Origin of the sequence: Streptomyces cylindrosporus (assembly GCF_022698165.1) — a bacterium.
Classification (GTDB): domain Bacteria; phylum Actinomycetota; class Actinomycetes; order Streptomycetales; family Streptomycetaceae; genus Streptomyces; species Streptomyces cylindrosporus.
The window spans coordinates 166,196-187,615 of sequence record NZ_JALDAY010000007.1 but is presented as its reverse complement, the minus strand read 5'-3'; the positions used below and the strand labels follow the sequence as shown (position 1 = coordinate 187,615).

The 21,420-nt window shown below is 71.3% G+C and carries 20 protein-coding genes; 9 read left to right on the top strand and 11 right to left on the bottom strand.

Annotated features, from left to right (window positions below):
• The first annotated feature begins 22 nt into the window (after window positions 1–22).
• Window positions 23–721, top strand: a complete 699-nt coding sequence (locus MQP27_RS23495; protein WP_242767318.1) for a L,D-transpeptidase family protein — start codon at window positions 23–25, stop codon at window positions 719–721.
• A 27-nt stretch (window positions 722–748) separates the two neighbouring features.
• Here MQP27_RS23495 and MQP27_RS23490 read toward each other — a convergent pair whose 3' ends face one another.
• Genes MQP27_RS23490 through MQP27_RS23475 form a run of 4 tightly spaced genes read right to left on the bottom strand, consistent with a single transcriptional unit; the run spans window position 749 to window position 5,241 of the window.
• Window positions 749–1,948, bottom strand: coding sequence for a Gfo/Idh/MocA family protein (locus MQP27_RS23490; protein ID WP_242767317.1), 1,200 nt, complete (start codon window positions 1,946–1,948; stop codon window positions 749–751).
• A gap of 26 nt (window positions 1,949–1,974) precedes the next feature.
• Entirely contained in the window at window positions 1,975–3,324 is a 1,350-nt protein-coding gene (locus MQP27_RS23485) for an ABC transporter substrate-binding protein (protein ID WP_242767316.1), read from the bottom strand.
• 10 nt (window positions 3,325–3,334) lie between these two features.
• Window positions 3,335–4,258, bottom strand: a complete 924-nt coding sequence (locus tag MQP27_RS23480) for a carbohydrate ABC transporter permease (RefSeq protein ID WP_242767315.1) — start codon at window positions 4,256–4,258, stop codon at window positions 3,335–3,337.
• A 17-nt stretch (window positions 4,259–4,275) separates the two neighbouring features.
• Window positions 4,276–5,241, bottom strand: a complete 966-nt coding sequence (locus MQP27_RS23475) for a carbohydrate ABC transporter permease (protein WP_242767314.1) — start codon at window positions 5,239–5,241, stop codon at window positions 4,276–4,278.
• A 179-nt stretch (window positions 5,242–5,420) separates the two neighbouring features.
• Here MQP27_RS23475 and MQP27_RS23470 point away from each other — a divergent pair, with 179 nt between their 5' ends.
• From MQP27_RS23470 to MQP27_RS23460, 3 genes are all read left to right on the top strand, one after another.
• On the top strand, window positions 5,421–6,581 hold the full coding sequence (locus tag MQP27_RS23470) for an ROK family transcriptional regulator (RefSeq protein WP_242767313.1): 1,161 nt from the start codon (window positions 5,421–5,423) through the stop codon (window positions 6,579–6,581).
• 141 nt (window positions 6,582–6,722) lie between these two features.
• Entirely contained in the window at window positions 6,723–6,908 is a 186-nt protein-coding gene (locus tag MQP27_RS23465; RefSeq protein ID WP_242767312.1) for a hypothetical protein, read from the top strand.
• Window positions 6,909–6,967: 59 nt separating this feature from the next.
• Window positions 6,968–7,789, top strand: coding sequence for an EamA family transporter (locus tag MQP27_RS23460; RefSeq protein WP_242767311.1), 822 nt, complete (start codon window positions 6,968–6,970; stop codon window positions 7,787–7,789).
• A 17-nt stretch (window positions 7,790–7,806) separates the two neighbouring features.
• Here MQP27_RS23460 and MQP27_RS23455 read toward each other — a convergent pair whose 3' ends face one another.
• From MQP27_RS23455 to MQP27_RS23445, 3 genes are all read right to left on the bottom strand, one after another.
• A complete protein-coding gene (locus MQP27_RS23455) occupies window positions 7,807–9,189 on the bottom strand; it encodes a S1 family peptidase (RefSeq protein ID WP_242767310.1) in 1,383 nt (460 codons plus the stop codon).
• 129 nt (window positions 9,190–9,318) lie between these two features.
• On the bottom strand, window positions 9,319–10,149 hold the full coding sequence (locus MQP27_RS23450; protein ID WP_242767309.1) for an SAM-dependent methyltransferase: 831 nt from the start codon (window positions 10,147–10,149) through the stop codon (window positions 9,319–9,321).
• Window positions 10,150–10,203: 54 nt separating this feature from the next.
• Window positions 10,204–11,214 (bottom strand): hypothetical protein, encoded by a 1,011-nt coding sequence (locus tag MQP27_RS23445; RefSeq protein ID WP_242767308.1) that lies wholly within the window; start codon window positions 11,212–11,214, stop codon window positions 10,204–10,206.
• A 25-nt stretch (window positions 11,215–11,239) separates the two neighbouring features.
• Between MQP27_RS23445 and MQP27_RS23440 the strand changes: the two genes are divergently transcribed.
• The 3 genes from MQP27_RS23440 to MQP27_RS23430 are packed head-to-tail and all read left to right on the top strand — an operon-like array spanning window position 11,240 to window position 13,630.
• On the top strand, window positions 11,240–12,424 hold the full coding sequence (locus MQP27_RS23440) for a MalY/PatB family protein (RefSeq protein ID WP_242767307.1): 1,185 nt from the start codon (window positions 11,240–11,242) through the stop codon (window positions 12,422–12,424).
• Window positions 12,425–12,475: 51 nt separating this feature from the next.
• Entirely contained in the window at window positions 12,476–13,234 is a 759-nt protein-coding gene (locus MQP27_RS23435; RefSeq protein WP_242767306.1) for a type 1 glutamine amidotransferase domain-containing protein, read from the top strand.
• A 9-nt stretch (window positions 13,235–13,243) separates the two neighbouring features.
• Entirely contained in the window at window positions 13,244–13,630 is a 387-nt protein-coding gene (locus MQP27_RS23430) for a PPOX class F420-dependent oxidoreductase (RefSeq protein ID WP_242767305.1), read from the top strand.
• 68 nt (window positions 13,631–13,698) lie between these two features.
• On the opposite strand, the gene MQP27_RS23425 is transcribed toward MQP27_RS23430, so the two are convergent.
• Window positions 13,699–16,479, bottom strand: a complete 2,781-nt coding sequence (locus tag MQP27_RS23425; protein WP_242767304.1) for an alpha/beta hydrolase family protein — start codon at window positions 16,477–16,479, stop codon at window positions 13,699–13,701.
• Between the two features lie 202 nt (window positions 16,480–16,681).
• On the opposite strand from MQP27_RS23425, the gene MQP27_RS23420 reads away from it, so the two are divergent.
• The gene (locus MQP27_RS23420) at window positions 16,682–18,055 is read left to right on the top strand and encodes a Gfo/Idh/MocA family protein (RefSeq protein ID WP_242767303.1); all 1,374 of its coding nucleotides are present in this window, start codon (window positions 16,682–16,684) and stop codon (window positions 18,053–18,055) included.
• On the opposite strand, the gene MQP27_RS23415 is transcribed toward MQP27_RS23420, so the two are convergent.
• Both MQP27_RS23415 and MQP27_RS23410 read right to left on the bottom strand, forming a co-directional pair.
• Window positions 18,037–18,450: a Zn-ribbon domain-containing OB-fold protein gene (locus tag MQP27_RS23415; protein ID WP_242767302.1), complete on the bottom strand. Its 414-nt coding sequence runs from the start codon at window positions 18,448–18,450 to the stop codon at window positions 18,037–18,039. The genes MQP27_RS23420 and MQP27_RS23415 overlap by 19 nt on opposite strands.
• Window positions 18,451–18,623: 173 nt before the next feature.
• Complete coding sequence (locus MQP27_RS23410) at window positions 18,624–19,292, bottom strand: TetR family transcriptional regulator (RefSeq protein WP_242767793.1); 669 nt, start codon at window positions 19,290–19,292, stop codon at window positions 18,624–18,626.
• A 229-nt stretch (window positions 19,293–19,521) separates the two neighbouring features.
• On the opposite strand from MQP27_RS23410, the gene MQP27_RS23405 reads away from it, so the two are divergent.
• Complete coding sequence (locus MQP27_RS23405) at window positions 19,522–20,181, top strand: peptidoglycan-binding domain-containing protein (protein ID WP_242767301.1); 660 nt, start codon at window positions 19,522–19,524, stop codon at window positions 20,179–20,181.
• A 272-nt stretch (window positions 20,182–20,453) separates the two neighbouring features.
• On the opposite strand, the gene MQP27_RS23400 is transcribed toward MQP27_RS23405, so the two are convergent.
• Window positions 20,454–21,326, bottom strand: coding sequence for a PP2C family protein-serine/threonine phosphatase (locus MQP27_RS23400; RefSeq protein ID WP_372511303.1), 873 nt, complete (start codon window positions 21,324–21,326; stop codon window positions 20,454–20,456).
• Window positions 21,327–21,420 lie beyond the last annotated feature (94 nt).

Here is a 21,420-nt window from a genome sequence, read left to right as displayed (position 1 = left end):
AGCGCGAAAGGCAAGGCCGGCCATGGGGGACATACGCAGACGGGGAGCCGTCGTACTGGGGATCACCGGACTGGTGGCACCACTCACTCTCGCACTGAGCACCGGGTCCGCCCAGGCGTCCACGGGCTGTACGACGTCGACCGGGCCGTACCAGAAGCAGGTGGAGAAATTCCTCGGCCTGCCGGTCGACGGCAAGCAGTCCGCGAGCGACTGCAAAGCCATCAAGGCCTTCCAGACCAAGCACGGCATCACGCCGAACATCGGCTACGCGGGTTCCGTCACCTGGGGCGTGATGGACCTGATGAACAAGCAGAAGGCCGTCGGGCACAACCCGAATAAGGACGGCAAGTGCCCGACCAACAAGGGCCGCATCGCCTGCGTCAACCTGACCCTCCAGCTCAGCTGGATCCAGGACGGCAACACCCTCGTCTACGGCCCGGTCCCGGTCCGCACCGGCCGCAAGGGGTACGTCACCCGCACCGGCCTGAAGAAGATCTACTGGCGGGACATCGACCACGTCTCGAACATCTACAACGTGCCGATGCCCTACAGCCAGTTCTTCGACGGCGGCCAGGCCTTCCACTCGGTCAACCTCAGCATGTGGAACCCGCCGGGCTCCCACGGCTGCGTCAACATGACCACCAAGGACGCCAAGAAGTACTGGTCGCTCCTGAAGAAGGGCGACGACGTGTTCGTGTACGGGCGGAAGCCGGGCACCTGATCCCAGGTGCCCGGCCCGGACGTGCCGTTACTGCGGCGCGTCCCCGAAGTCCGGGATCTCCAGCCGTGCCCCGCCCTGCCGGGCCGAGTCGTGGGCGATGATGCCCGGCAGGGTGTAGCGGGCCGCCACCCACGCGTTCACCGAGGGCAGCGACCGTGTGTTGACGGCGGTCACGAAGTCGTCGACCAGGAAGTGGTGGCTGCCCTCGTGGCCGTTGTGCAGGTTGTCGAACACCCGCGGCAGCCGTGAGCGGTCGTGCACCGGCGCCGAACCGGAGGTGAAGGCGGCCCGCAGGTCAGGGGCGATGTGCTGGAGCGAGGGGTCGTCCGGGGACATGGTCGGCTTGGGTTCGAGGAGCTCGCTGATGTCCTTGACGCCCTTCTTGTCCTGCCACAGGGCCACGGTCGCGAGCTGCTCCATGCTCGCCTCCGTGCCGAAGAACCGGAAGCGGGACTCGCGGATGTGGGAGGGGTAGCCGACCCGCCGGAACTCGTTGGTGCGGAACGAGCCGCCGCCCGCCACCTCGAACAGCGCGGTCGCGTTGGAGAAGTCGTTGCCGAACTGGCTGACGTCCTTGTCGAAGACGCCGTCGCCGCGGTCGTCGACGACACCGATCGCCGACACGCTCACCGCGTGCGTCTGCCAGGCGCCGAGCACCCCGCCCACCGAGTGGGTGGGGTAGAGCAGCGGGGGATAGCTGGCCGTCTGCTTCCAGTTCTCGCCACCGCTGTACTGGTACGCCTCGTAGAACCCGAGATCCATGTCGTGGACGTAGTCGCCCTCGGCGTAGAAGAGCCGCCCGAAGGCGCCCTCGGCGATCTGGTTGCGGGCGTGCACGGTCGCCGGGTTGTACTGGCTGGTCTCGCCCATCATGTACGTCAGCCCGGTCGCCTTGACCGCGTCGATGATCGCCGCGATCTCCTCCGTGGTGATCGCCATGGGGACCGCGGAGTACACGTGTTTGCCGGCGTTCAGGCCCGCCAGCACCAGCGGGCCGTGGGTCCAGCGCTGGGTGAAGACGGCGACCGCGTCGACCGCCTTCGACTCCAGCATCGCCTCGTACGAGGGGAAGGTGCCCGCCAGCCCCTGCGCGGCGACGAGCTGCTCGGCGCGTTCGGGCAGCAGATCGGTGACGTAGATGTCGCTGACGCCGGGATGGGCCTGGAAAAGGGTGGCGAACTGGCCGGAGAACTGGCCTGCGCCGACGATACCGATCGAGAACGTCATGTAAGGCGTGCCCTTCAATGGTCGAGTCACTGGTCGAGAATCAGGTTGATCTGGCTGTTGGTCCGGTTCAGGCTCGTCACCGACTTGCCGTTGCCGTATATGTCCTGCATGGCCGGGTGCATCAACGCGTACACGTCGGCCGCGTAGTTGGTGATCGGATAGGAGAAGGTCGTGAAGTCCTTCTTGTCGGCGACCGGCTTCGTGAAGGCCGAGACGTCGAGGCCCTTCTTCTCGTACGCGGCCACCGCGGCCTTCGTCCCGGCCGGTGTGGCCGGGAAGACGATGCCGTAACCGCCCACCGTCTTCTGGCACTCGTCCGAGGACAGGTACTTGACCCACTTCAACGCGCCCGCCTTGTTGCGGGCGTTCTTGGTCACCGAGTCGGCGAGCCCGTTCATCATCGTGGCGCGCTTGCCGGTGGGGCCCTCGGGGGTGAGGGCGGTGGCGATCTTCACTCCCTTGAACCCGGCGTACGTCGAGATCATCCAGGCGCCGTCGAAGGTGGCGGCCGCCGTGCCCGCGGCGACCTGGGCGTTGCCCGGGCTGGACTGGGAGTTGTAGGCGGTGAAGGGCGCCATGTAGCCCTTCTTCGCCAGCCCGAAGTACCACTTGATCACCGACTGGAAGGTCTTGCTGTCGTACCGGTACTTGCTGCCCCAGCGCTTCTTGTCGGTGTAGGTCCAGCCCGCGGAGGCGGCGAAGTTGCTCCACTGGGTCTGGCCGTCGCCGTCCCCGGCGCCGTTGCTGGCCAGGCCGTAGACCTTCACGTGGTTCTTGTCGAAGCCCGGTTCGTCGCCGCGCCTGCCGTTGCGGTCGACGGTCAGGTGCGCGATGGCCTTCTCGAAGGTGCCGCCGTCCTCGGGGTTCCAGGACAGGCTGTTGAGCTGTTCGGCGGTGAGTCCCGCGTCCTTGGCCGCCTTCTGGTTGTAGAAGAGGGCGACGGTGTCCCAGTCCTTCGGGGCGCCGTAGCGGTGGCCGTCCTGGCCGATCCAGTTGTCGGCGAGGCCCTTCTGGTAGGCGGCCGGATCGATGCCCAGGTCGTCCAGCGGCTCCAGCACCTTCAGGTCGGCGAACTGGCCGAACTTCTGGATGTGGTCGGTGAACACGTCCGGCTCGGTGCCGGCGATGAAGCTCGCGGTCAGCTTGGTCCAGTAGTCGTCCCAGCCCAACTGGGTGATCTTCACGTGCAGTCCGGGGTTCTCCTTCTCGAAGCCCTTGGCGCACGCCTGGTAGGCGGGCAGCTGGTTGGCGTCCCACAGCCAGTACGTCACCGTGCCGGAGGAGGATCCGGCCCCGCCGCCCTTGGCGCAGCCGCTCACCAGGGACAGCGCCAGCGCTCCGGTCAGTGCCACGACCGTACGCATCCCAACTCGCATGTCCGTCCCCTTACTTGATGCCGGTGAAGCTGATGGAGCCGACGATGCGGCGCGCGAAGAACCCGAACAGCACGAGCATCGGCAGGGCCGCGATGAGCGTGGCCGCCATCAGGCCCGACCAGTCGGTGCCGGTCTGCGGGGTCTGCGCCCGGAAGATCGCCAGGGCCACGGTCAGGACACGGGAGCTGTCGCTGTAGGAGACCATCAGCGGCCAGAAGTAGTCGTTCCAGGCCGTGATGTACGTCAGGACCGCGAGCGTCATGATCGGCGTGGACGCCATCGGCAGCAGCACCCGGAAGAAGATCCGCACCTTCCCCGCGCCGTCGAGCAGGGCGGCCTCCTCGACCTCGCTCGGGATGTTCATGAAGAACTGGCGCAGGAAGAACACCGCGAACGGTGTCATGAACATCGTCGGCAGGGCGATCCCCAACAGGTTGTCCACCAGGCCGAGTTGCTTGATGAGCACGAAGTTCGGCAGCAGCGTGAAGATCGTCGGCACCATCAGTCCGGCGAGGAACAGGCCGAACACCTTGTCCCGGCCGCGCCAGCGCAGGCGGGCGAAGGCGTACGCGGCCATCGCGGAGAAGAAGATCTGGCAGCCGGTGATCAGCGTCGAGACGATCACCGAGTTGAGCAGATAGCGCCAGAACTTCAGTCCGCCGCCCGCACCGCCCTGTGCGATCGCCTCCTTGGTCGACTGGAGGCCGAGCGCCCGCTCGAAACCACCCATGCTCGGGTCGACCGGCAGCGGATCGCCGGGGTGGGCGGCGAGCCCGGGGTTGGTGGACAGCGCGGTGCGCAGGATCCAGTAGAACGGCAGCAGGGTGACGAGCACGATCGCGGCCATCACCGCCCAGGCCGCGATCCGGCCGAGGGACGGCCGGCGCCCGAGGGGCCGTATCCGTGTGGTCGTCGTAGTGGTCACGGCAGCCATGTCGGTCTCCTCTCCCGTCAGCCGAGGTCGCTCTGGCCGGCCCGGGTGATCCGGTACTGCAGGACGGTGATCGCGCTGAGCACGACGAGCAGGGCCACGGACATCGCCGAGGCGTAGCCGAACTGGAAGCGGCCGAACGCGGCGCCGTAGATGTAGTACTGGAGCACGTTGGTCGCGTTCGCGGGACCGCCCGCGGTCGTCACCGCGACCGTGTCGAACACCTGGAACGAGCCGATCACCGTCATGATCAGAACGACCGCGAGGACCGGCCGCAGCAGCGGCATGGTGATCCGCCAGAACATCCGCCACTCGCCCGCGCCGTCCACCTTCGCTGCCTCGTACACGTCGTTCGGGATGGCCTGCAGCCCGGCGAAGAGCAGGAGCGCGGTGTAGCCGACGTGCCGCCACACGTTGATCAGGGCGATCGTGGGGATCGCCCAGGTCTCGTCGGCGAGGAACGGGATGCGGTCGAAGCCGAGCCCGGCGATGATCTCGTTGCCGATGCCGAGCTGGTTGTCCAGGATCCACAGCCACACCAGACCCGCGACGACGTTGGACATCAGATACGGCGTCAGCACGATCCCGCGCAGCACGGCCGACTGGGTCAGCCGCTGCAGCAGCACGGCGATGGCGAGCGCCGACACCGTCTGGACGCCGATGTTGATGACCACGTACTCGACGGTGACCTTCAACGAGTCCCAGAAGATGGGGTCGTGGACCATCCGCACGTAGTTGTCGAGGCCCACCCACTCGGCCGGGGTGAGCAGGTTGAAGCGGGTGAAGCTCAGGTAGATCCCGCGCAGCGTCGGCCAGAGCAGGAAGACCGTGAAGCCCAGCAGCGCCGGGGCGACGAACACCGCGGCGAGCCGTCCGTCGCCTCCGCGCTCGCGGGCCCTGGCCCGCCCCGTCCTCGGTGTGGTCCCAGCCCCTTCCGCGCCGCGCAGCGGCAGACGCGAAGGAGGGCTGCTGGAGGCGATGGTCATCGGGAGACTCCCTCGTCTACGGCGGCTCGTCCTCGGCCACTTACTTTTGTCGCGAAAGAATCGGCCCGTCAAGGGTCCTGCATGCATCTTTTCCAGGCCCGGTTCAGCGCACTACAGTGGACCTGTTGTTTTTGAAGCAAAAGAAATCATGTGAATGATCATGTGGGAGTCTGACCTTCATGACCACAGTTGCCGCCAGCTGGCTTCCACTGAGCCCCGGTGAACGCGCGGTGGCGATCGAGGTGCTGCTGGGCGGCCCGCTGTCGCGCACCGAACTCGCCCGGCGGCTCGACCTCTCCGCGGGCAGCCTCACCCGGCTGACCAAGCCGCTGATCGAATCGGGCCTGCTGATCGAGGTCGCCGAGGCCGGCGCCCCGCCCGAGGTGCGCCAGGGCCGCCCCTCGCAGCCCCTCGACGTCGTCGCCGAGTCCCGCTCCTTCATCGGCTTCAAGGTCACCGAGGACATGGTCTACGGCGTCGTCACCACCCTCCGCAGCGCCATCGTCGCCCGCCACGACCGCCCGCTCACGACCCATGAGCCGGACCGGGTGGCCGACCTGCTCGCGGAGATGGCCGCCGAACTCGCGACCGCCCACCCGCGCCTCGCCGGCATCGGCATCGGCGTCGGCGGCCTCGTCGAGGACCGTGCCGTGGTGGGGGAGTCGCCGTTCCTGCAGTGGCGGGACGTGCCGCTCGCGCGGCTCGTGGAGGAGCGCACGGGACTGCCCGTGGTCGTCGAGAACGACGTCGCCGCCCTCGTCGAGGCCGAGACCTGGTTCGGGGCGGGCCGGGGCCTGGACCGCTTCGTCGTGCTCACCATCGGCGCCGGCATCGGCTACGGACTGGTCCTGGGCGGCAAGCGCGTGCCCAACGCCGAGGAGGACCGCGGCTTCGGACGGCACTGGATCGTCAACCCCAACGGGCCGCTCACCCCCGACGGAGAACGCGGCAGCGCCGTCTCCCTGCTCACCATCCCCAGCATCCGCTACCAGGTGCGGGCCGCCACCGGCCACGACTGCACCTACGAGGAGATCCTCGCCCGGGCCGCGGCAGGCGAGCCCATGCCCGCCCGGGTCGTCGACGAGGCCGCGCGCGCCCTCGGCGTCCTGCTCGCGCAGATCTCCAACTTCGTGATGCCGCAGAAGATCCTGCTCGCCGGCGAAGGCGTCGGCCTGATGGACGTCGCCGGGGACGCGGTGCGCGAGTCGATCGCCGCCCAACGGCACCCGCGGGCTGCCCCGGTCGCGCTGGAGACCAAGGTGTCCGACTTTCACGACTGGGCCCGCGGGGCCGCGGTCCTGGCGATCCAGGTGCTGGTGCTCGGGGCCGCCGACGCATGAAAATCTCCTGGGAACCGCCAACTCCCCGAAGGATGTTGCGAACTCCCCGACCAGGCTCGACGGATCGACGTGATCAGCAACACGGTCCGATAAGTCCGCTTTATTCCTGATTACTCACGTGGCCTTCACCTCCGGCGCCGTATGCTTCACACCATGTCCACCACTGTTGAACCCGCTACCGATCGATCGGCTGACGAGGTCAACGAGGAGATCCGTGCCCTGTGGCGCCGGTCGGGCGGGACACTGAGCGGCGAGCAGCGCGAGGAGTACCAGCGGCTCGTCCTCGAGTGGGCCGCCGCGGCCCCGCAGCCCGCGCGAGCGGCCTGAGCACCGCCCTCTGAAGCCCGCGGCGCATCCCCGCGCCGGACCTGGGCACCCCTGAGGGGATGGGCCCTCTCCTCGCACTTGCCTCGGCACTCTGCTACGGCATCGTCGACTACACCGGCGGCATCCTGTCCCGCCGGGCCCCCTTCACGGCTGTCACCTTCCTCGGCCAGCTGGGCGGGCTCGCCCTCGCGTCGGTCGCGGCCCTGGTGATCCCCGCCTCCTCCGTCCACCCCGCCGATCTGCTCTGGGGCGCCCTGTCCGGCCTCGGCAGCGGCACCGCCATGCACTTCCTCAACCGGGGCCTCAGCCGCGGCGCGATGAGCGTCGTCGTACCCGTGAGCGCGGTGACCGGCGTCGCCCTGTCCGTGGTGTGCGGGGTCCTCGCCCTCGACGACCGCCCGGGCGCGCTCGCCTGGCTGGGCATCGCGGTGACGCTGCCCGCGCTGTGGCTGGTCTCCGGAGGCCGGGCGGGCGCGGCCCGGGGAGCCGGGGACGGACTGCTGGCCAGCGCCGGGGTGGCCGTGCAGTACGTCGCCCTCGGCCTCGCGGGACCGGCCGCAGGGCTGTGGCCCGTCGTCGCGGGCCGCGTCGCCGCCGTACTCCTGCTGCTGCCGACCGTTCTGCGGCGCGGGCCCGCATGGCTGCCACGGCCGCTCGCCGCGCAGGCGCTGCTCGTCGGGGCCGGGGCCGCGCTCGGGCTGATCCTGTACCTGCTCGCCGTACACCGGCAGCTGCTCGCCGTCGCCGTGGTCCTGGCCTCCCTCTACCCGGCCGTCCCGGTCGTCCTCGGCCTGGCCCTCCTGCACGAGCGGGTCACCCGGAGACAGACGGTGGGGCTGCTGGGCGCGGCCGCGGCGACGGTCCTGCTGACGCTCGGCTGAGCACGCCGTACAGCTGGTCAGCCCCAAGTGGCCGAGTAGTACCGGCGGTACTCCTTGCGGTCCTGTTCCGCGCGGATGTAGCGGGTGGCGACCAGGGCCAGCAGGCTGCCGCCGATGACCAGCATGCCGGGGCCGATGTTGCGCGGGTCGGTGAGGCGGGCCAGCAGGGTGGACCCGCTCGCCAGGCCCGACGTCGGAGCCGAGGAGCCGGGCGTGGTGGTGTTCGGCGCGATCGCGCTGTGCGTGGCCGAGTCGGACGGCGCGGGGCTCTGCGAGGCGTTCTGGCCGGCGGCCGCCTGCTTGGAGACGATCAGCTGCACGCCCAGCGCCTGCATGGCCTTCGTCACCGGCTGGAAGAACGTCGTACCGCCCGACGTGCAGTCGCCGCTGCCGCCGGAGGTCACGCCGAGCGCGATGCCCTCGGAGAACAGCGGGCCGCCGCTGTCCCCGGGTTCGGCGCACACGTTCGTCTCGATCAGCCCGGTCACCGTGCCCTCCGGGTAGTTGACCGTGGCGTCGAGGCCCTTGACCTCGCCGTCGTGCAGCCCGCTGGTGCTGCCGCTGCGGAACACCCGCTCCCCGACGGCCGGATCGCCGACGCCGGTGATCCGCACCCCGTTGCCGTTGCCGATCGCCACGATGTCCGCGCCCTGCCCGGCCGTACCGCTGTCGTACTGGACCAGCGAGAAGTCGCTGCCGGGGAAGTTCTGCTGGACGGTCTTGCCCAGTTCCTGGGTGCCGCGGTTGTCGGCGAACCACACCGAGCCCGTCGGCCCGCAGTGCCCGGCGGTGAGGATGAAGTCGCTCTGCCCGTTGGTCACGTTGAAGCCCGCGGAGCAGCGGCCGCCGGTCGACAGGATGGGCACGGCGCCGTTGACGCGGGTGGTGAAGGTGCCCTTGGTGCGTTCCATGCGGACGTAACTGCCGATGCCGGAGGCCACCTTGGTCATGTCCGACCAGCCGGTGGCCGAGACGGTGCTGTCGGCCTGCACCACGACCTGGTTCGTCTTGTAGTCCATCACCCAGGCCGTGCCCGCCACCCGGGGCGCCGAACGCAGCGTCGCCGTGGCCGCCTTGAGCTCGTTCATGCTGTGGCCGACCATCTTGGCCTCGGCGCCCGCCTGCTCGACCGCGGCCGCCGCCTTCTCGTCGGTGACCGCGACGACCGTCTTCCCGTCGGCACCGACCCAGGTGCCCGCCGTACGCGCGGTGCCGAGCTCGGAGATCAGCGAGGCTCCCGTGCCCGGTGCCGCGTCGGTGGAGCTGAACGGGACGGCCGAGGTGCCGGGGGTCTCGCTCGCCATGGCGGCCTGCGTGACCATGGCTCCTCCGAGGAGGAGTCCGCCGACGGCCGCCAGTCGCGTCACTCGCCGGACGATCCGTCGTCGTGCGTGCCTCATGCATGGCTCCCGAACCCGAACGCGCGGTGTCAACACCGCGGGGCCCTCCGGTCGTTGAGCGCCCCTCCTCCATACGTCGCCCGGGACGGGAGTGTTCAGTGGGTGGACGATGTCCTCATGTCTCGCTCCTCACTTCTTGCGGCCCACCCCGCCGTAGATCCCCACCGCCTGCGGTTCGCCGGCCTCGGCGGGCTCCGGCCGCCACTGCGAGCACGAGACGATGCCCGGCTCCAGGACCTCCAGGCCGTCGAAGAAGCGGGCCACGGCATCCGGGGTGCGCTGGGTGAGCGTCGGGGTGCCGTGCTCGTTCCAGAAGTGCACCGCCGCGTCCACCCCGGGCATCGCCGGGCTGGTGATGGTGTGGGAGATGACCAGGTGGCTGCCGGAGGGCAGGGCGTCCATGAGCCGCCCCACGATCCCGTACGGGTCCTCGTCCTCGCCGATGAAGATGACCACGCCGAGCAGCATCAGGGCGATCGGCCGGCTGAAGTCCAGGGTCTGCGCGGCGCGTTCCAGGATCGCGTCGACGTTGCGCAGGTCCTCGTCCAGATGGTCCGTACGGCCCTCGGGGGAGCTGGTGAGCAGGGCCCGGGCGTGCGCCAGGACCAGCGGGTCGTTGTCGACGTAGACGACCCGCGCGTCCGGGGCGAGCCGCTGGGCGACCTCGTGGGTGTTGTCGGCCGTGGGGAGGCCGGTGCCTATGTCGAGGAACTGGCGGATCCCCACGTCGGCGACCAGGTGACGTACCGCCCGGCCCAGGAACAGGCGGTCGGCGCGGGCCAGTTCGCCGATCTCCGGATGCAGCTCGCGGATCCGGTCGCCCGCCACGCGGTCGACCTCGTAGTAGTCCCCGCCGCCCAGCCAGTAGTTCCAGATCCGGGCCGTGTGCGGGCGCAGCGTGTTGATGCGTCTGCGCAGCGTCGCGGCGGGATCTTCCGTGGCTGCGTGGTTCTCGGTCACGGGTTCAGCTCCTGCGGTGCCGGGTGGGGGGTGTGAAGGTTGTCAATGGGAAATCTAGACGGCCGAGTTGCAATCCGCAGAGGGTACGGAGCGGTTGTTTTCTCCCACGCCGTCTTCTGCGCCGATCAGGGCCCATCCGTCCCGGTCGCCCCACACGGACGCCGCATCCACATAGGGGCGCAGCAACCCCGTGAGCACGGGGTCCACGCGCCGGTGCAGCACGTCCGAGGCGATCTTGCGGGCGATCCCGGCGAGGAAGTCCGCGAGCTGCACCCGGGGATCCTCGCGCGCGACCACGAGCCGCACTCCGTCGAGCCCGATCCCGGCCCGCCGGGCGGTCTCCTCGATCCAGGCGATCCGCTCCGGCGTCAGCATGTTCTGCCGGTCGTGGACGAGCCGCACGCGGCGCCCGCCCGCACTCCAGTGGGCGGCCGTGCTCACGATGGCCGGCAGCAGCGGATTGAGGACCGGAACCAGCACCGGCCCGGCGAGGACACGGGCGCGATAGGAAACCGCCCGGGGACGGGCTGCGGCGAGCCGTTCCAGAATGGGGGCGAGAGCCGTACGGGAATGCGCGCGCCGCAGCTCGTCCACCGCGCGGAAGAACGCGTCGACGGGCTCGTCCGGCTCCCCGTCGTTGCGCACGCGCAGCAATCGGTTGGCGGCCGCCAGGAATTCCCGCCAGCGTTCCTCCCCGAACACCCGCGGTCCCGCACGGAAGAGGACGAGGGCCTCGGTGCCGTCGCCGAGCAGCAGGTCGGCGGCCCGGTCGACGACGAAGAAGGCCTTCTCCGTCAGATGCACATGGGCCGTCCCGTGAATCGGCCCGCCGGGTTCCAGCAGCCATTCCAGGACCGCCCGGTGTTTCTCCCTGAGCAGATGGTTGGCCTTGTACTCCTCCGCGGGCGAGCGAATCCGGTCCCTGATCTCCCGCACGTACGCGGCAGCCGCATCCACCGGCATGCGCACACTCGCGTGGGCGAAGACGTCGGTGTTCCCACCGGTGAGATTCTCGCCGTCCGACCCCGACTCGTCGCAGGCCACTTCCGGCTCGTTCCAGGTCACCCCACGGCCCCCTATCTTTTGCTCCATGACCAGGATCCCGCACGACCCGTCCGGTGAACCGAATCCCCTCCGCATCCTCTCCCTCGACCACCTCCGCTCCCGTACGAGCATGAAATGGCGCACCTACCCCGCGGACGTACTGCCGCTGTGGGTGGCCGAGATGGACGTGCCCCTGGCCGAACCCGTCGTCCGCGCGGTCACCGACGCCCTCGCGCGCGGCGACACCGGCTATCCGGCGGGCACGGCGTACGCCGAGGCGCTCGCCGCGTTCGCCGAGAAGCGGTGGGGGTGGGACGGGCTCGCGGTGGAGCGCACGGCGATCGTGCCCGACGTGATGCTCGGCGTGGTCGAGATGATCAAACTGGTCACCGGGGCCGGCGATCCGGTCGTCGTGAACTCGCCCGTGTATCCGCCGTTCTTCCACTTCGTGGAGCACATGGACCGGCTGGTGCTGCAGGCTCCGCTCGGCGCGGACCTGCGCATCGACCTCGGTGTGCTGGAGGCGACCTTCCGGCACGCCGTCGCGGGCGGCCGCCGGGCCGCCTACCTGCTGTGCAGCCCGCACAACCCGACCGGCACCGTGCACACGGCAGCGGAACTCGCCGCCGTCGCGGCCCTCGCCGACCGGTACGGGGTCCGCGTGGTCGCCGACGAGATCCACGCCCCGCTGGTCGCGAACGGCGTCGACTTCGTCCCGTACCTGAGCGTGAGCGGCGCGGAGAGCGGCCTGTCCCTGATGTCCGCGTCGAAGGCGTGGAACCTGGCGGGCCTGAAGGCCGCCCTCGCGATCGCGGGTCCCGGGGCCGCCGCCGACCTGGCCCGGCTGCCCGAGGAGGTCGGCCACGGGCCGAGCCACGTCGGCGTCATCGCCCACACCGCCGCCCTGACCGACGGCACGGCCTGGCTGGACGCGCTGCTCGCGGGCATCGACGACAACCGCCTCCTGATCGCGGGCCTGCTCGCCGAGCACCTCCCGCAGATCGTCTGCCACCCGGCCGAGGGCACCTACTTCGCCTGGCTCGAGTGCCGCCCCCTCGGCCTCGGCGACGACCCCGCGGCGGTCTTCCTGGAACGCGGCCGGGTGGCCCTGAACTCCGGGATCCCTTTCGGAACCGGGGGAGAGGGCCACGCCCGCCTCAACCTCGCGACCACGCCCGAGATCCTCGCGGAGGGCGTACGGCGGATGGTGACGGCGCTCGACCGGACCTGAGCTGGGCGGGGCGGGTGTCATGGGCACGTGACGGCCCTGCATGATGGGCCCATGCGTGTGCTGATGCCGCTCCCCGACCGTGACTTCGACGTCACGGAGGTGGCCGTCCCCTGGCGGCTGCTCACCGACGCCGGACACCAGGTCGTCTTCGCCACCGAACGCGCCGGCACCCGGCCCGCGGCGGACCCGCGGCTGCTGACCGGCGTGCTCTTCGGGCAGCTCGGCGCCGAGGACGAACCCAAGCGGTTCTACGAGCAGCTCACCGCCGCCCCGGAGTTCACCGCGCCCGCCGCCTGGGCCGACGTGGACGTCACGGCGTACGACGGACTGCTGCTGCCCGGCGGCCACGCGCCCGGCATGCGGCAGTACCTCGGCTCCGCCTCGCTCCAGCGGCAGGTCGCCCGGTTCTGGGCGCTGGGCCGGCCGGTCGGCGCGATCTGCCACGGCGTGCTGGTCCTGGCCCGCGCCGAGGACCCGGCCACCGGCCGCAGCGTCCTGGCGGGCCACCGGACGACCTGCCTGCCGAAGTACATGGAACGCACCGCCTACCTGACCACCGCCTGGCGCCTGGGCCGCTACTACCGCACCTACCCGGCCTACGTGGAGGACGAGGTGCGCGCCGCCCTCACCGACCCGAGCGGACAGTTCGAGCGCGGCCCGCGTGTCCTGACCCGGCGCGGCACGGCCACCGACGACTCGCCCGCCTTCGTCGTCCAGGACGGCCACTACCTGTCCGCGCGCTGGCCGGGGGACGCGTACTTCTTCGCCCGCCGCTACCTGGAGCTGCTCCGGGCGAGACCGGGTGCCTAGACTTCCGGCATGGACGACACGTCGCTGGAGCGGCTCGGCGCGGGCAAGTACCTGCTGATCACGAGCTACCGCAAGAACGGCACCCCGGTCGCCACCCCGGTGTGGGTGGTGCGCGACGGCGACACGCTCGGTGTGTGGACGGTCGCCGACTCCTGGAAGGTCAAGCGCATCAGGGCCCGCGGGGATGTCCTGGTCGGCCCCTGCGACCTGCGGGGCAACCCCACCGGCGCCCAGCTCCCCGCCACCGCCGAGATCACCGACGAGGCGACCGTCGCCCGCTACCGGCAGCTGATCGCCCGCAAGTACGGCATCGTCGGCCGTCTCACCCTGCTCGGCAGCCGCCTGCGCCGGGGCCTGAAGGGAACCGTCGGCATCCGCGTCACGCTCGACGCCTGAGACGCGTACGGCCGCGCGACGCCCCCCCCGTGGGGAACCGCGCGGCCGCCGTCACGGCTCGTGCCGGGCTACGACGCGTCCACCACCGTGCCCTTGAGCTCCGGGCCGCCGGGCCTCGGGTCGCCGTTGTCGTCGGTCAGTCGGAAGAGCACCGACTCGGCGGGCTCGGTGACCTGGTCCTTGACCGTGGGCAGGTCCACCTCGCCGCTGAGCTTGCCGGCCGGGATGTCCGCGCCCAGGTACAGGTACTGGACCGAGGACAGCGGGCGTTCCGGATCCGGCTTCTCGCCCGAGGCGCTCTCCAGCCACGCCGGGTCCACGTCCTTTGTGGACAGCTCCGGGCCACTGGTGACCGGGGCGATCGCGAAGTACACGCCGAGGTCCACGTCGGCCGCCTCGGACAGCGTCACCTTCCACTTCAGGGGCTGCCCCTCGGTGACCCGGTCCGCCACCGGCTCAACGCCGATCGTGGGCATCGGATCGTCGTTCCGCACGGTCACCCCGCCGCGGTAGGCGCCGATGACGGCACCCCGGACGGCCTTGACCAGCACGGTGTTGTCGACGTCGTACGAGAAGCGGGTGTTGCCCTTCACCGTCACCGGTACGTCGATGTCGTGGCCGCCGGGCCGGACGGTCGCCAGGTGCTGCTTCGTCCTGCCGGTGGCCGGGTCGACGACGTAGACGCGCACCTGGCCGCTGCCCTGCCCGGAGACCTGCACCGGCACCGTGTACGTGCGGGTGCCGGAGTCGCCCTCCTTGACGGTCGTACGGCCGATGTCGACGCGCGGCAGCGCGGCCTCCCGCACCGCCGGGGTGCCGGGCCGCCAGCCCCATGCGTCCATCAGCCAGGCCCGTCCCTTGGTCGAACGCGGCGTCAACTCAAGGGACTTGACGTGCCCGAGGTCGAGGCCGGCCCGGGTCGCGGCGGTGAGCGGGACGCGGACCTCGCGGGCCCAGTAGGAGGCGGTGCGCTCGGTGCCCGGCAGCCCGTCGACGGTGACGCGGCCGAGGCCGGCCCGCCTGCCGTGGGTGTCGGTGAGGGACACGTCGAGCTTCGTGCCGGTCGAGCCCGGCGGGACGATCACACGCAGGGCGAGGTCCTTGGCACCGGCGAGCTTCACCGGCGTGCCGGGGCGTACCTGCACGGCGGATCCGGCGCGGGGCCAGTGCAGTGCGACGGCGCGGCGGCCGACCTCGCGCTCGGTCTCCCACTGCGCGAAGTGCGGTGAGGAGCCCTTGGTGCCGGGGCCCAGGCAGGCCACGTTCACGTCCGGGTCGACGGCCGAGCACAGCCGTGCGCCCGTCACCGACATGCTGCCGTCCGGCAGGAATCCGCCGGCGCGGTTCGCGCCGACCGCGTGGGTGAGCACGCGCGCGGGATCCGCGGAGGGCGCGCGCTTTCCGGAACCGTCCAGCAGCGGCCGTACCTTGTCGTCGCCCGCGACGAACAGCCGGGCCGCCGCCGCGATGTAGGTGCTGCCCGCCTTGTGCTGCTGGTTGGCCGTCAGCCGGGTCGCGGTGCCCGGCGAGCACACCGGGTCCCGCTGCTGCGGGTCGTCGTAGAAGTCGTCGTCCGAGGGCGCCTGGGCCTGCCCTGGAGTCCACTCTGTGTTGAAGAAGTTGTGGTTCGCGCCGACCACGTACACGGCGCTGTGCAGCGCCTTGCCGCGGCTGATCCCGCGGGTGCCGTCGACGAACACCTCGCCCTGGAGGTCGGAGACGTCGCCGTCGCAGCCCGGCAGGATCGTCGTCGACGGCACGTCCGCGACCGGGTTCTGGCCGAAGATCGTCGGTCCGATCAGCACGTTGCCGCGGATGTGCCAGCGCACCGGGCCGTGGTAGCCGTCCTGCGCGGCGGGCGGCGGGTAGAGGCTGTCCAGCGCGGCACGGTTGACGCCCTCGCCGCCGCGCGAGTGCCCGACGAGCAGCACGCGGGAGAGGTCGGCCTTCGGCGCGTCCCGCACGACGGCGGGCGCCGAGCCCGGGTTCGCCGCCCAGTCGGCCCAGCGGGCCAGGTGCTGCCGGACCAGTGAGGAACGGGCCTGGGCGCCGCCGTCCTCGGCCGCGTAGTCCTGGCCGTTGATGCCGTTGGCGGAGATGGAGACGGTCACATAGCCCTGCGAGGCGAGGAGTTGCTGGTCGCGCAGATAGCCGCGGTAGCTGGGGATCGGCTTGGTCCCCTGCGGGCAGGGCCAGTCGCCGGTCACGTCCTCGCCCTTGTAGCAGGTGGCGTGGCGGCCGTGCAGGAACAGGGCGAGAGGCCGCTTGCCGGTGGCGCCCTTCGGCGCGACCACCACGGCTTTCATCTCGACCGGCTGGGGGAAGTCGGGCAGCTTCACCGGGTCGAGGTCGTACTCGCCGGTGGTCGTGCGGTACGAGCCCGGCTTGCCCGGGTCGACGGAGTTCGCCGGGAGTTGCGCGGGCGGCCGGGCGGCCGTCACCGAACTCCGGCCGCGCGGCGTCTCGGAACGCCCGGCGGCGTTCAACTCCCGTCCGCCTGCGCGCACTTCAAGGTCCTTCAGCGGGCTCGACGCTCCGGCGTCCGCGAGGTCGAGACGGAACGTGCGCCCGTCCTTCCCCGGTTCCGGATGGCCGAGCAGCCGCCCGCCCGCGTAGAAGTCGACGCGCGCGTCCCCCATCGCGACCGGCGCGCTCGAACGCCACACCAGCTGCCGGCCGGCCCCCTCACCGGTGACCCGCCAACCGGGCGGCATACCACCGCCGTTGTCGGTCACCACCGCCGACGGTCCGGCATCCGACGGCTGCGCCGCCTGTGCCAACCCTGGCGATCCCCCCGCCACCGCGAGCACCGCCACAGCGGCCACCCCTATTCGCCGGGCACGGATCAAGATGCCCCTCCTTCGTCTTGCGATCCTCAAGTCGCGAGCTCAGGCACCCCGTTGGTCAGCGGAGGCCTCTCGCGTACCGGAGGACGTGAAGAAGAGCCTGTGGGTTGTCTGTGTACGGGAATGTGATCGACATCCGCCGACACGTTCGCGCCATCCTGGCCGGACAGGCATGCGCGTCGGGCCTCCGGGATAGGGCACCCCCATGAGCCGAACCCCCTTGCGCGCCGCGATCGTCGGCACCGGCCACCGCGCCCAGACCTTCACCCGCGGCCTCGCCGCCCGCCCCGGCCACCGCCTGGCCGCCCTGTGCGACCCGAACCCGACCCGGATGGCCTTCCACAACGGCCTGCTCACCGCCGCCGGCGAACCCGCCGCCACCACCTGGGAACCCGACCGCTTCGCCGACATGCTCGCCAAGGAGGACATCGACGAGGTCGTCGTCACCACCGTCGACGCCGAACACGACCGCTACATCGTCCCCGCCCTGCGGGCGGGCTGCCGGGTCGTCACCGAGAAGCCGATGACCGTCGACGCGGCCCGCTGCGCACGCATCCTCGACACGGTGAAGGCCACCGGCAACTCACTCACCGTCGCCTTCAACTACCGCTTCAACCCCGTCCACGAGAAGGTCCGCGCCCTGCTCGCCGAGGGGCGGATCGGCGAGATCCTCTCCGTCCACTTCGAGTGGCTCCTCGACACCCGGCACGGCGCCGACTACTTCCGCCGCTGGCACCGCGAGAAGCACAACAGCGGCGGCCTGATGGTCCACAAGTCGAGCCACCACTTCGACCTGGTCAACTGGTGGCTCGCCGACGAGCCGCAGGAGGTCTTCGGCTACGGACGGCTCGCCTTCTACGGCCGTGACGCGGGCGAACGCCACGGACTGCGCCGCGCGTACGAGCGCGCCCACGGCGCCGAAGCCGCCGCCGACGACCCCTTCGCCCTGGACCTCGCGGCCAACGACACCCTGCGCGCCCTCTACCTCGACGCCGAGCAGGACGACGGATACCTCCGCGACCGCAATGTCTTCGGCGGGCCGGTCACCATCGAGGACGACATGGCGGTCCTCGTCCGCCACACGCGCGGGGCGACGATGACGTACCACCTCACCGCGTACTCGCCGTGGGAGGGCTACCGCGTGATGTTCAACGGCAGCGCGGGCCGGCTGGAACTGGAGGTCGAGGAGAGCCGCTGGCAGGCCCCGGTCACCCGGGTGACCTCCAACAGCGGTGCCCTGCACGGCGACACGGCCGCCGAGCACGCGGGCGGCGCGCGGCTCACACTGCGCCCGCTGTGGAAACCGCCCGTCGACATCCCCCTGGACGCCGCACACGAGGCCCACGGCGGGGGAGACCCGCGCATGCTCGACGCGCTGTTCGGGCCGGTGGACGCGGACGGTGGGAGTCCGGTGGATCCGGAAGGCGCGCGGCACCCCACCGCCACCGAGCGGGACGGCGCGCTCGCGCTGGCCGTGGGACTCGCCGCCAACCGGTGCTTCGAGACCGGGCGGCCCGTCGCCGTACGCGATCTGGTCCCCGGGCTGGTGGAGCAGGCGGGTCAGGTCCAGGCGCGGTAGGGCTCGTCGACCAGCTGGAAGACCGGCTCGCCGCGCACCGGGTCCTTGGCGGTGGACAGCCGCACCCGGTCGCCGCTGTGGATGCCGATCAGCGGGCCCATCACCCGGCCGCGCACCACGAAGCCCTCGGCCAGCTCGACGAGCGAGACATTGCGCGCGGCGGGGGTGTTGCGGTGCACGATCGTGGCGTGCCGGACCGTGCCCACACCCTCGCTGCGCTCCGTCCGCAGGTCGCTGCCCTGGCAGACCGGACACAGCAGCCGGTGGTACATCGCCGTGCCGCACCAGGTGCAGCGCTGGAAGACGATGCTCTCCGAGTCCGACGCCACCGGATCGAGCAGGCCCGCCCCGGAGCCGGCGGCCTGACGGGCAACGCTTCCTGAGTGGTGGTACACGCTGGTCAACTCCCTGCGCTAGGGCGGACTCCCACGTGCGCGGTTCGCTGTGCCACCGTGCACAGCCCCAATGTATGGCACTGAGTGTCAGCCGTAAAGGCACTGCGTACCCTCAATTTGGCGGAGGTGTTTCCGCAGGCCAGAGGGGCCGCGGAGAGGCGCGGGCGCGAGGTTCAGCCGCGGCCGAGCGCCGACTCGATCTCCTGGACCACCCGCCACAGCGGGGCGTCGCGCCGTGAGACGACGACCACCACGTCCTCGGGTAGCTCTCCCCGCGGCGGCGCGGGCGCGGTACCGAAGGCGGACTGCACGTATCCGAGCGCGTGGTCGACCGTCGCGCTCGCGTCGCCCTGGCCGTCCGAACGCAGCCAGGAACGCAGCGCGTTGTTGTGCGCCGCCACCACGGCCGCCGCGATCACATCGGCCTGGAGCGTCCCGTCCCGCCGGCCCGCGAACCGCGCCCGCAGATACTCGGCGAGCGCCCGCTCGTAGCGCCACACCACCGACAGCTCGTACGCGCGCAGCCCCGGCACCTTCTTGGTGAGCCGGTAGCGCTGCACGGAGAAGGTCGGGTTCTCGGCGTACATCCGCAGCACCAGCCGGGCCGCGTCGCACACCCGCCGCACGGGCTCGTCGTCGTCCGCGCTGTTCACGAGGTAGGCCTTCATGTCGGCCAGGCACCGCTCGTGGTCGGGGAAGACCACGTCCTCCTTGGAGGGGAAGTAGCGGAAGAACGAGCGCCGTCCGACGCCGGCCAGGGCCACGATGTCGTCGACGGTCGTCTGCTCGTAGCCCCGCTCCAGGAACAGCTGGAACGCCGCCGCCACCAGGGCGTCCCGCATCGGTGGCTTCGCGGCCGCCGCCTCCGTCTTCATGCACGGAACGTAGCATCCGGACCGCTCTGATGGCACTCAGTGCACGCCCGCGAGGGAACTCAGTGCTCTCGGCATGGACAGGCGATCGTACCGGCGGCAGCGCTTCGTGGATTGGTTCCTGAACCTCCGGGGACCCGGCCGCGTATCACTCCGGGGGAAGGCGGACAGTCCCGTCACGGGACGGAAGGAGAGCACTGTGCCCACACCGCCCGCATCCGGGTCACCCGACGACCGTCCGCCGCTGGAGCCCATCGTCGTGCTGCGGCCGCGCCGCACGGACGCGCTCGCGGAGCTGTTCAGGGAGATGGAGGCGGGCACCCGCGGCCTCGAACCCGTCGCCGTCCCGGACCCGCACTCCTGGGACGAGGGCGAGACCCAGGAACTCCCGCCGGTGCGCACCGAGGAGCTCAGAACACCGCGGCGCGGCGACCGGTTCGGGTTCGGTCCGGGACTGCGCCGGGCCGCCGTCACCATCGGCGTCGGCGCGGCAGCGCTCGTCGGCTTCGGCTGCGCCCTGCTGCTGCCCGGCCGCGACGGCGAGGCCGCCACCCCGGCCCCCAGCCCGACCGCGTCCGCCGAGGCGACCCCGACGCCCACGGCGGCCGGACCGACCGACCCCGACGGCGCCGGCACCCTCCGCGAGGGCGACAGCGGCCCCGAGGTGACGGACCTCCAGCAACGCCTGCTGCGCATCCCCGACGTCTACAAGGACGGCTCCACGAACGGCACCTACGACGCCACCCTCAAGGAGGCCGTGGCCCGCTTCCAGCTCTGGTACGGCATCAGGGGCGACGAGAACGGCGTCTACGGCAACGACACCCGGCTCGCACTGGAGTCCCGGACCGGCACGGGCTGACCCCACCCGGCCGCCGGTACTCGAACGCAGGGCAACGGGTGGGAAAAGTCGCGACGCGGGTCGGGCCGTCGCGCGTCACCATGGGCACAGGGCCGACGTAGACGGCGTCCCGCCCGCTCGACCCGAAGGCCCCGCCCATGACCGGCTCCCGCATCCCGGGCCTGATCCTGCCCGGCACTTTCCTGCTGGCCCTCGTGGCGGGCATCTGCTGGTACTGGCTGCACCGCGGCGACGAATGACGGCGCGGCGCTGGGGCGTGCGCGTGCCGCCGCCTACTCCGGATCGGTCGGCACCCTGATGTCGAGCACGCACACGTCGTCCCGGCGCTCGCCCTCCAGCATGTCGGCGAGCAGGGGCGCCAGAGTGTCGGCCTCGTCGGCGGCATGGGCGAGGAGGGCCTCGGAGAGCCGCTTGAGCCCCCGGTCCAGGCCCTCGCCGGGGCGCTCCACCAGACCGTCGGTGTAGAGGATCACGCGGTCACCGGGTTCGAGCCGGCACCGGGCCTCCTCGAAGACCGGTTCGTCGGTCGCGCCGAGCAGCATCCCGCCCGGCCGGTCGAGTACCCGCACCTGTCCGTCGCGCAGCAGCAGCGGCGGCGGATGACCGGCCTGCGCCCACACCAGCAGCCGTTCGGCGGGGTCGTAGCGGGCGAGGACCATGGTCGCCGTGCCGTGCGGATCCCGGGAGTGCAGCAACAGCGTGTTGAGCCGGGTGAGCGCACCGGTCAGCGAGGAGCCCGTGATGACCATGCCCTTGGCGGTGAACCGCAGTTGGGCCATCGTGGCCACCGCGCTCAGGCCGTGACCGGCGACGTCGCCGACCACGAACAGGGCCTTTCCGTCCGGCAGTTCGATGGCGCTGAACCAGTCGCCGCCGACGTGGATCCCCGACTGCGCGGGCAGATAGGCGACTTCGACGCGCAGCCCGGCCAGGCGCGCCGGCCGGGTGGGCAGCGGGAGCAGGGCGTGCTGCAACATGCCGGCCAGCGACTCCGGGGTGACCAGGGGCTCGGCAGTCGGGTCGACAGGCGGCACCAGGCTGCGCAGCGTGCTCCGGCACTCCTCGAGCAGCGTGCGCCCACCGGCCTCGGCCCGCCGCCGCAGCATCTCGGCCGCGACCTCCGCGGCGCAGCCGGTCTGCGCCATCACCGCGCCCTTGGCCCGCTCCAGGACGGCGGACGCCTCCGCCAGGGCGCGCAGCCCGTCCGCGTCGGCGCGCTGCCCGGTGAGGGCCTTCGCC

Excerpts from the sequence above, each read along its gene's own strand:
- MQP27_RS23495 (WP_242767318.1), top strand. The coding sequence starts at position 23 with ATGGGGGACATACGCAGACGGGGAGCCGTCGTACTGGGGATCACCGGA.
- MQP27_RS23490 (WP_242767317.1), bottom strand. The coding sequence starts at position 1,948 with ATGACGTTCTCGATCGGTATCGTCGGCGCAGGCCAGTTCTCCGGCCAG.
- MQP27_RS23485 (WP_242767316.1), bottom strand. The coding sequence starts at position 3,324 with ATGCGAGTTGGGATGCGTACGGTCGTGGCACTGACCGGAGCGCTGGCG.
- MQP27_RS23480 (WP_242767315.1), bottom strand. The coding sequence starts at position 4,258 with ATGGCTGCCGTGACCACTACGACGACCACACGGATACGGCCCCTCGGG.
- MQP27_RS23475 (WP_242767314.1), bottom strand. The coding sequence starts at position 5,241 with ATGACCATCGCCTCCAGCAGCCCTCCTTCGCGTCTGCCGCTGCGCGGC.
- MQP27_RS23470 (WP_242767313.1), top strand. The coding sequence starts at position 5,421 with ATGACCACAGTTGCCGCCAGCTGGCTTCCACTGAGCCCCGGTGAACGC.
- MQP27_RS23465 (WP_242767312.1), top strand. The coding sequence starts at position 6,723 with ATGCTTCACACCATGTCCACCACTGTTGAACCCGCTACCGATCGATCG.
- MQP27_RS23460 (WP_242767311.1), top strand. The coding sequence starts at position 6,968 with ATGGGCCCTCTCCTCGCACTTGCCTCGGCACTCTGCTACGGCATCGTC.
- MQP27_RS23455 (WP_242767310.1), bottom strand. The coding sequence starts at position 9,189 with ATGAGGCACGCACGACGACGGATCGTCCGGCGAGTGACGCGACTGGCG.
- MQP27_RS23440 (WP_242767307.1), top strand. The coding sequence starts at position 11,240 with ATGACCAGGATCCCGCACGACCCGTCCGGTGAACCGAATCCCCTCCGC.
- MQP27_RS23435 (WP_242767306.1), top strand. The coding sequence starts at position 12,476 with ATGCGTGTGCTGATGCCGCTCCCCGACCGTGACTTCGACGTCACGGAG.
- MQP27_RS23430 (WP_242767305.1), top strand. The coding sequence starts at position 13,244 with ATGGACGACACGTCGCTGGAGCGGCTCGGCGCGGGCAAGTACCTGCTG.
- MQP27_RS23420 (WP_242767303.1), top strand. The coding sequence starts at position 16,682 with ATGAGCCGAACCCCCTTGCGCGCCGCGATCGTCGGCACCGGCCACCGC.
- MQP27_RS23410 (WP_242767793.1), bottom strand. The coding sequence starts at position 19,292 with ATGCGGGACGCCCTGGTGGCGGCGGCGTTCCAGCTGTTCCTGGAGCGG.
- MQP27_RS23400 (WP_372511303.1), bottom strand. The coding sequence starts at position 21,326 with ATGGCGCAGACCGGCTGCGCCGCGGAGGTCGCGGCCGAGATGCTGCGG.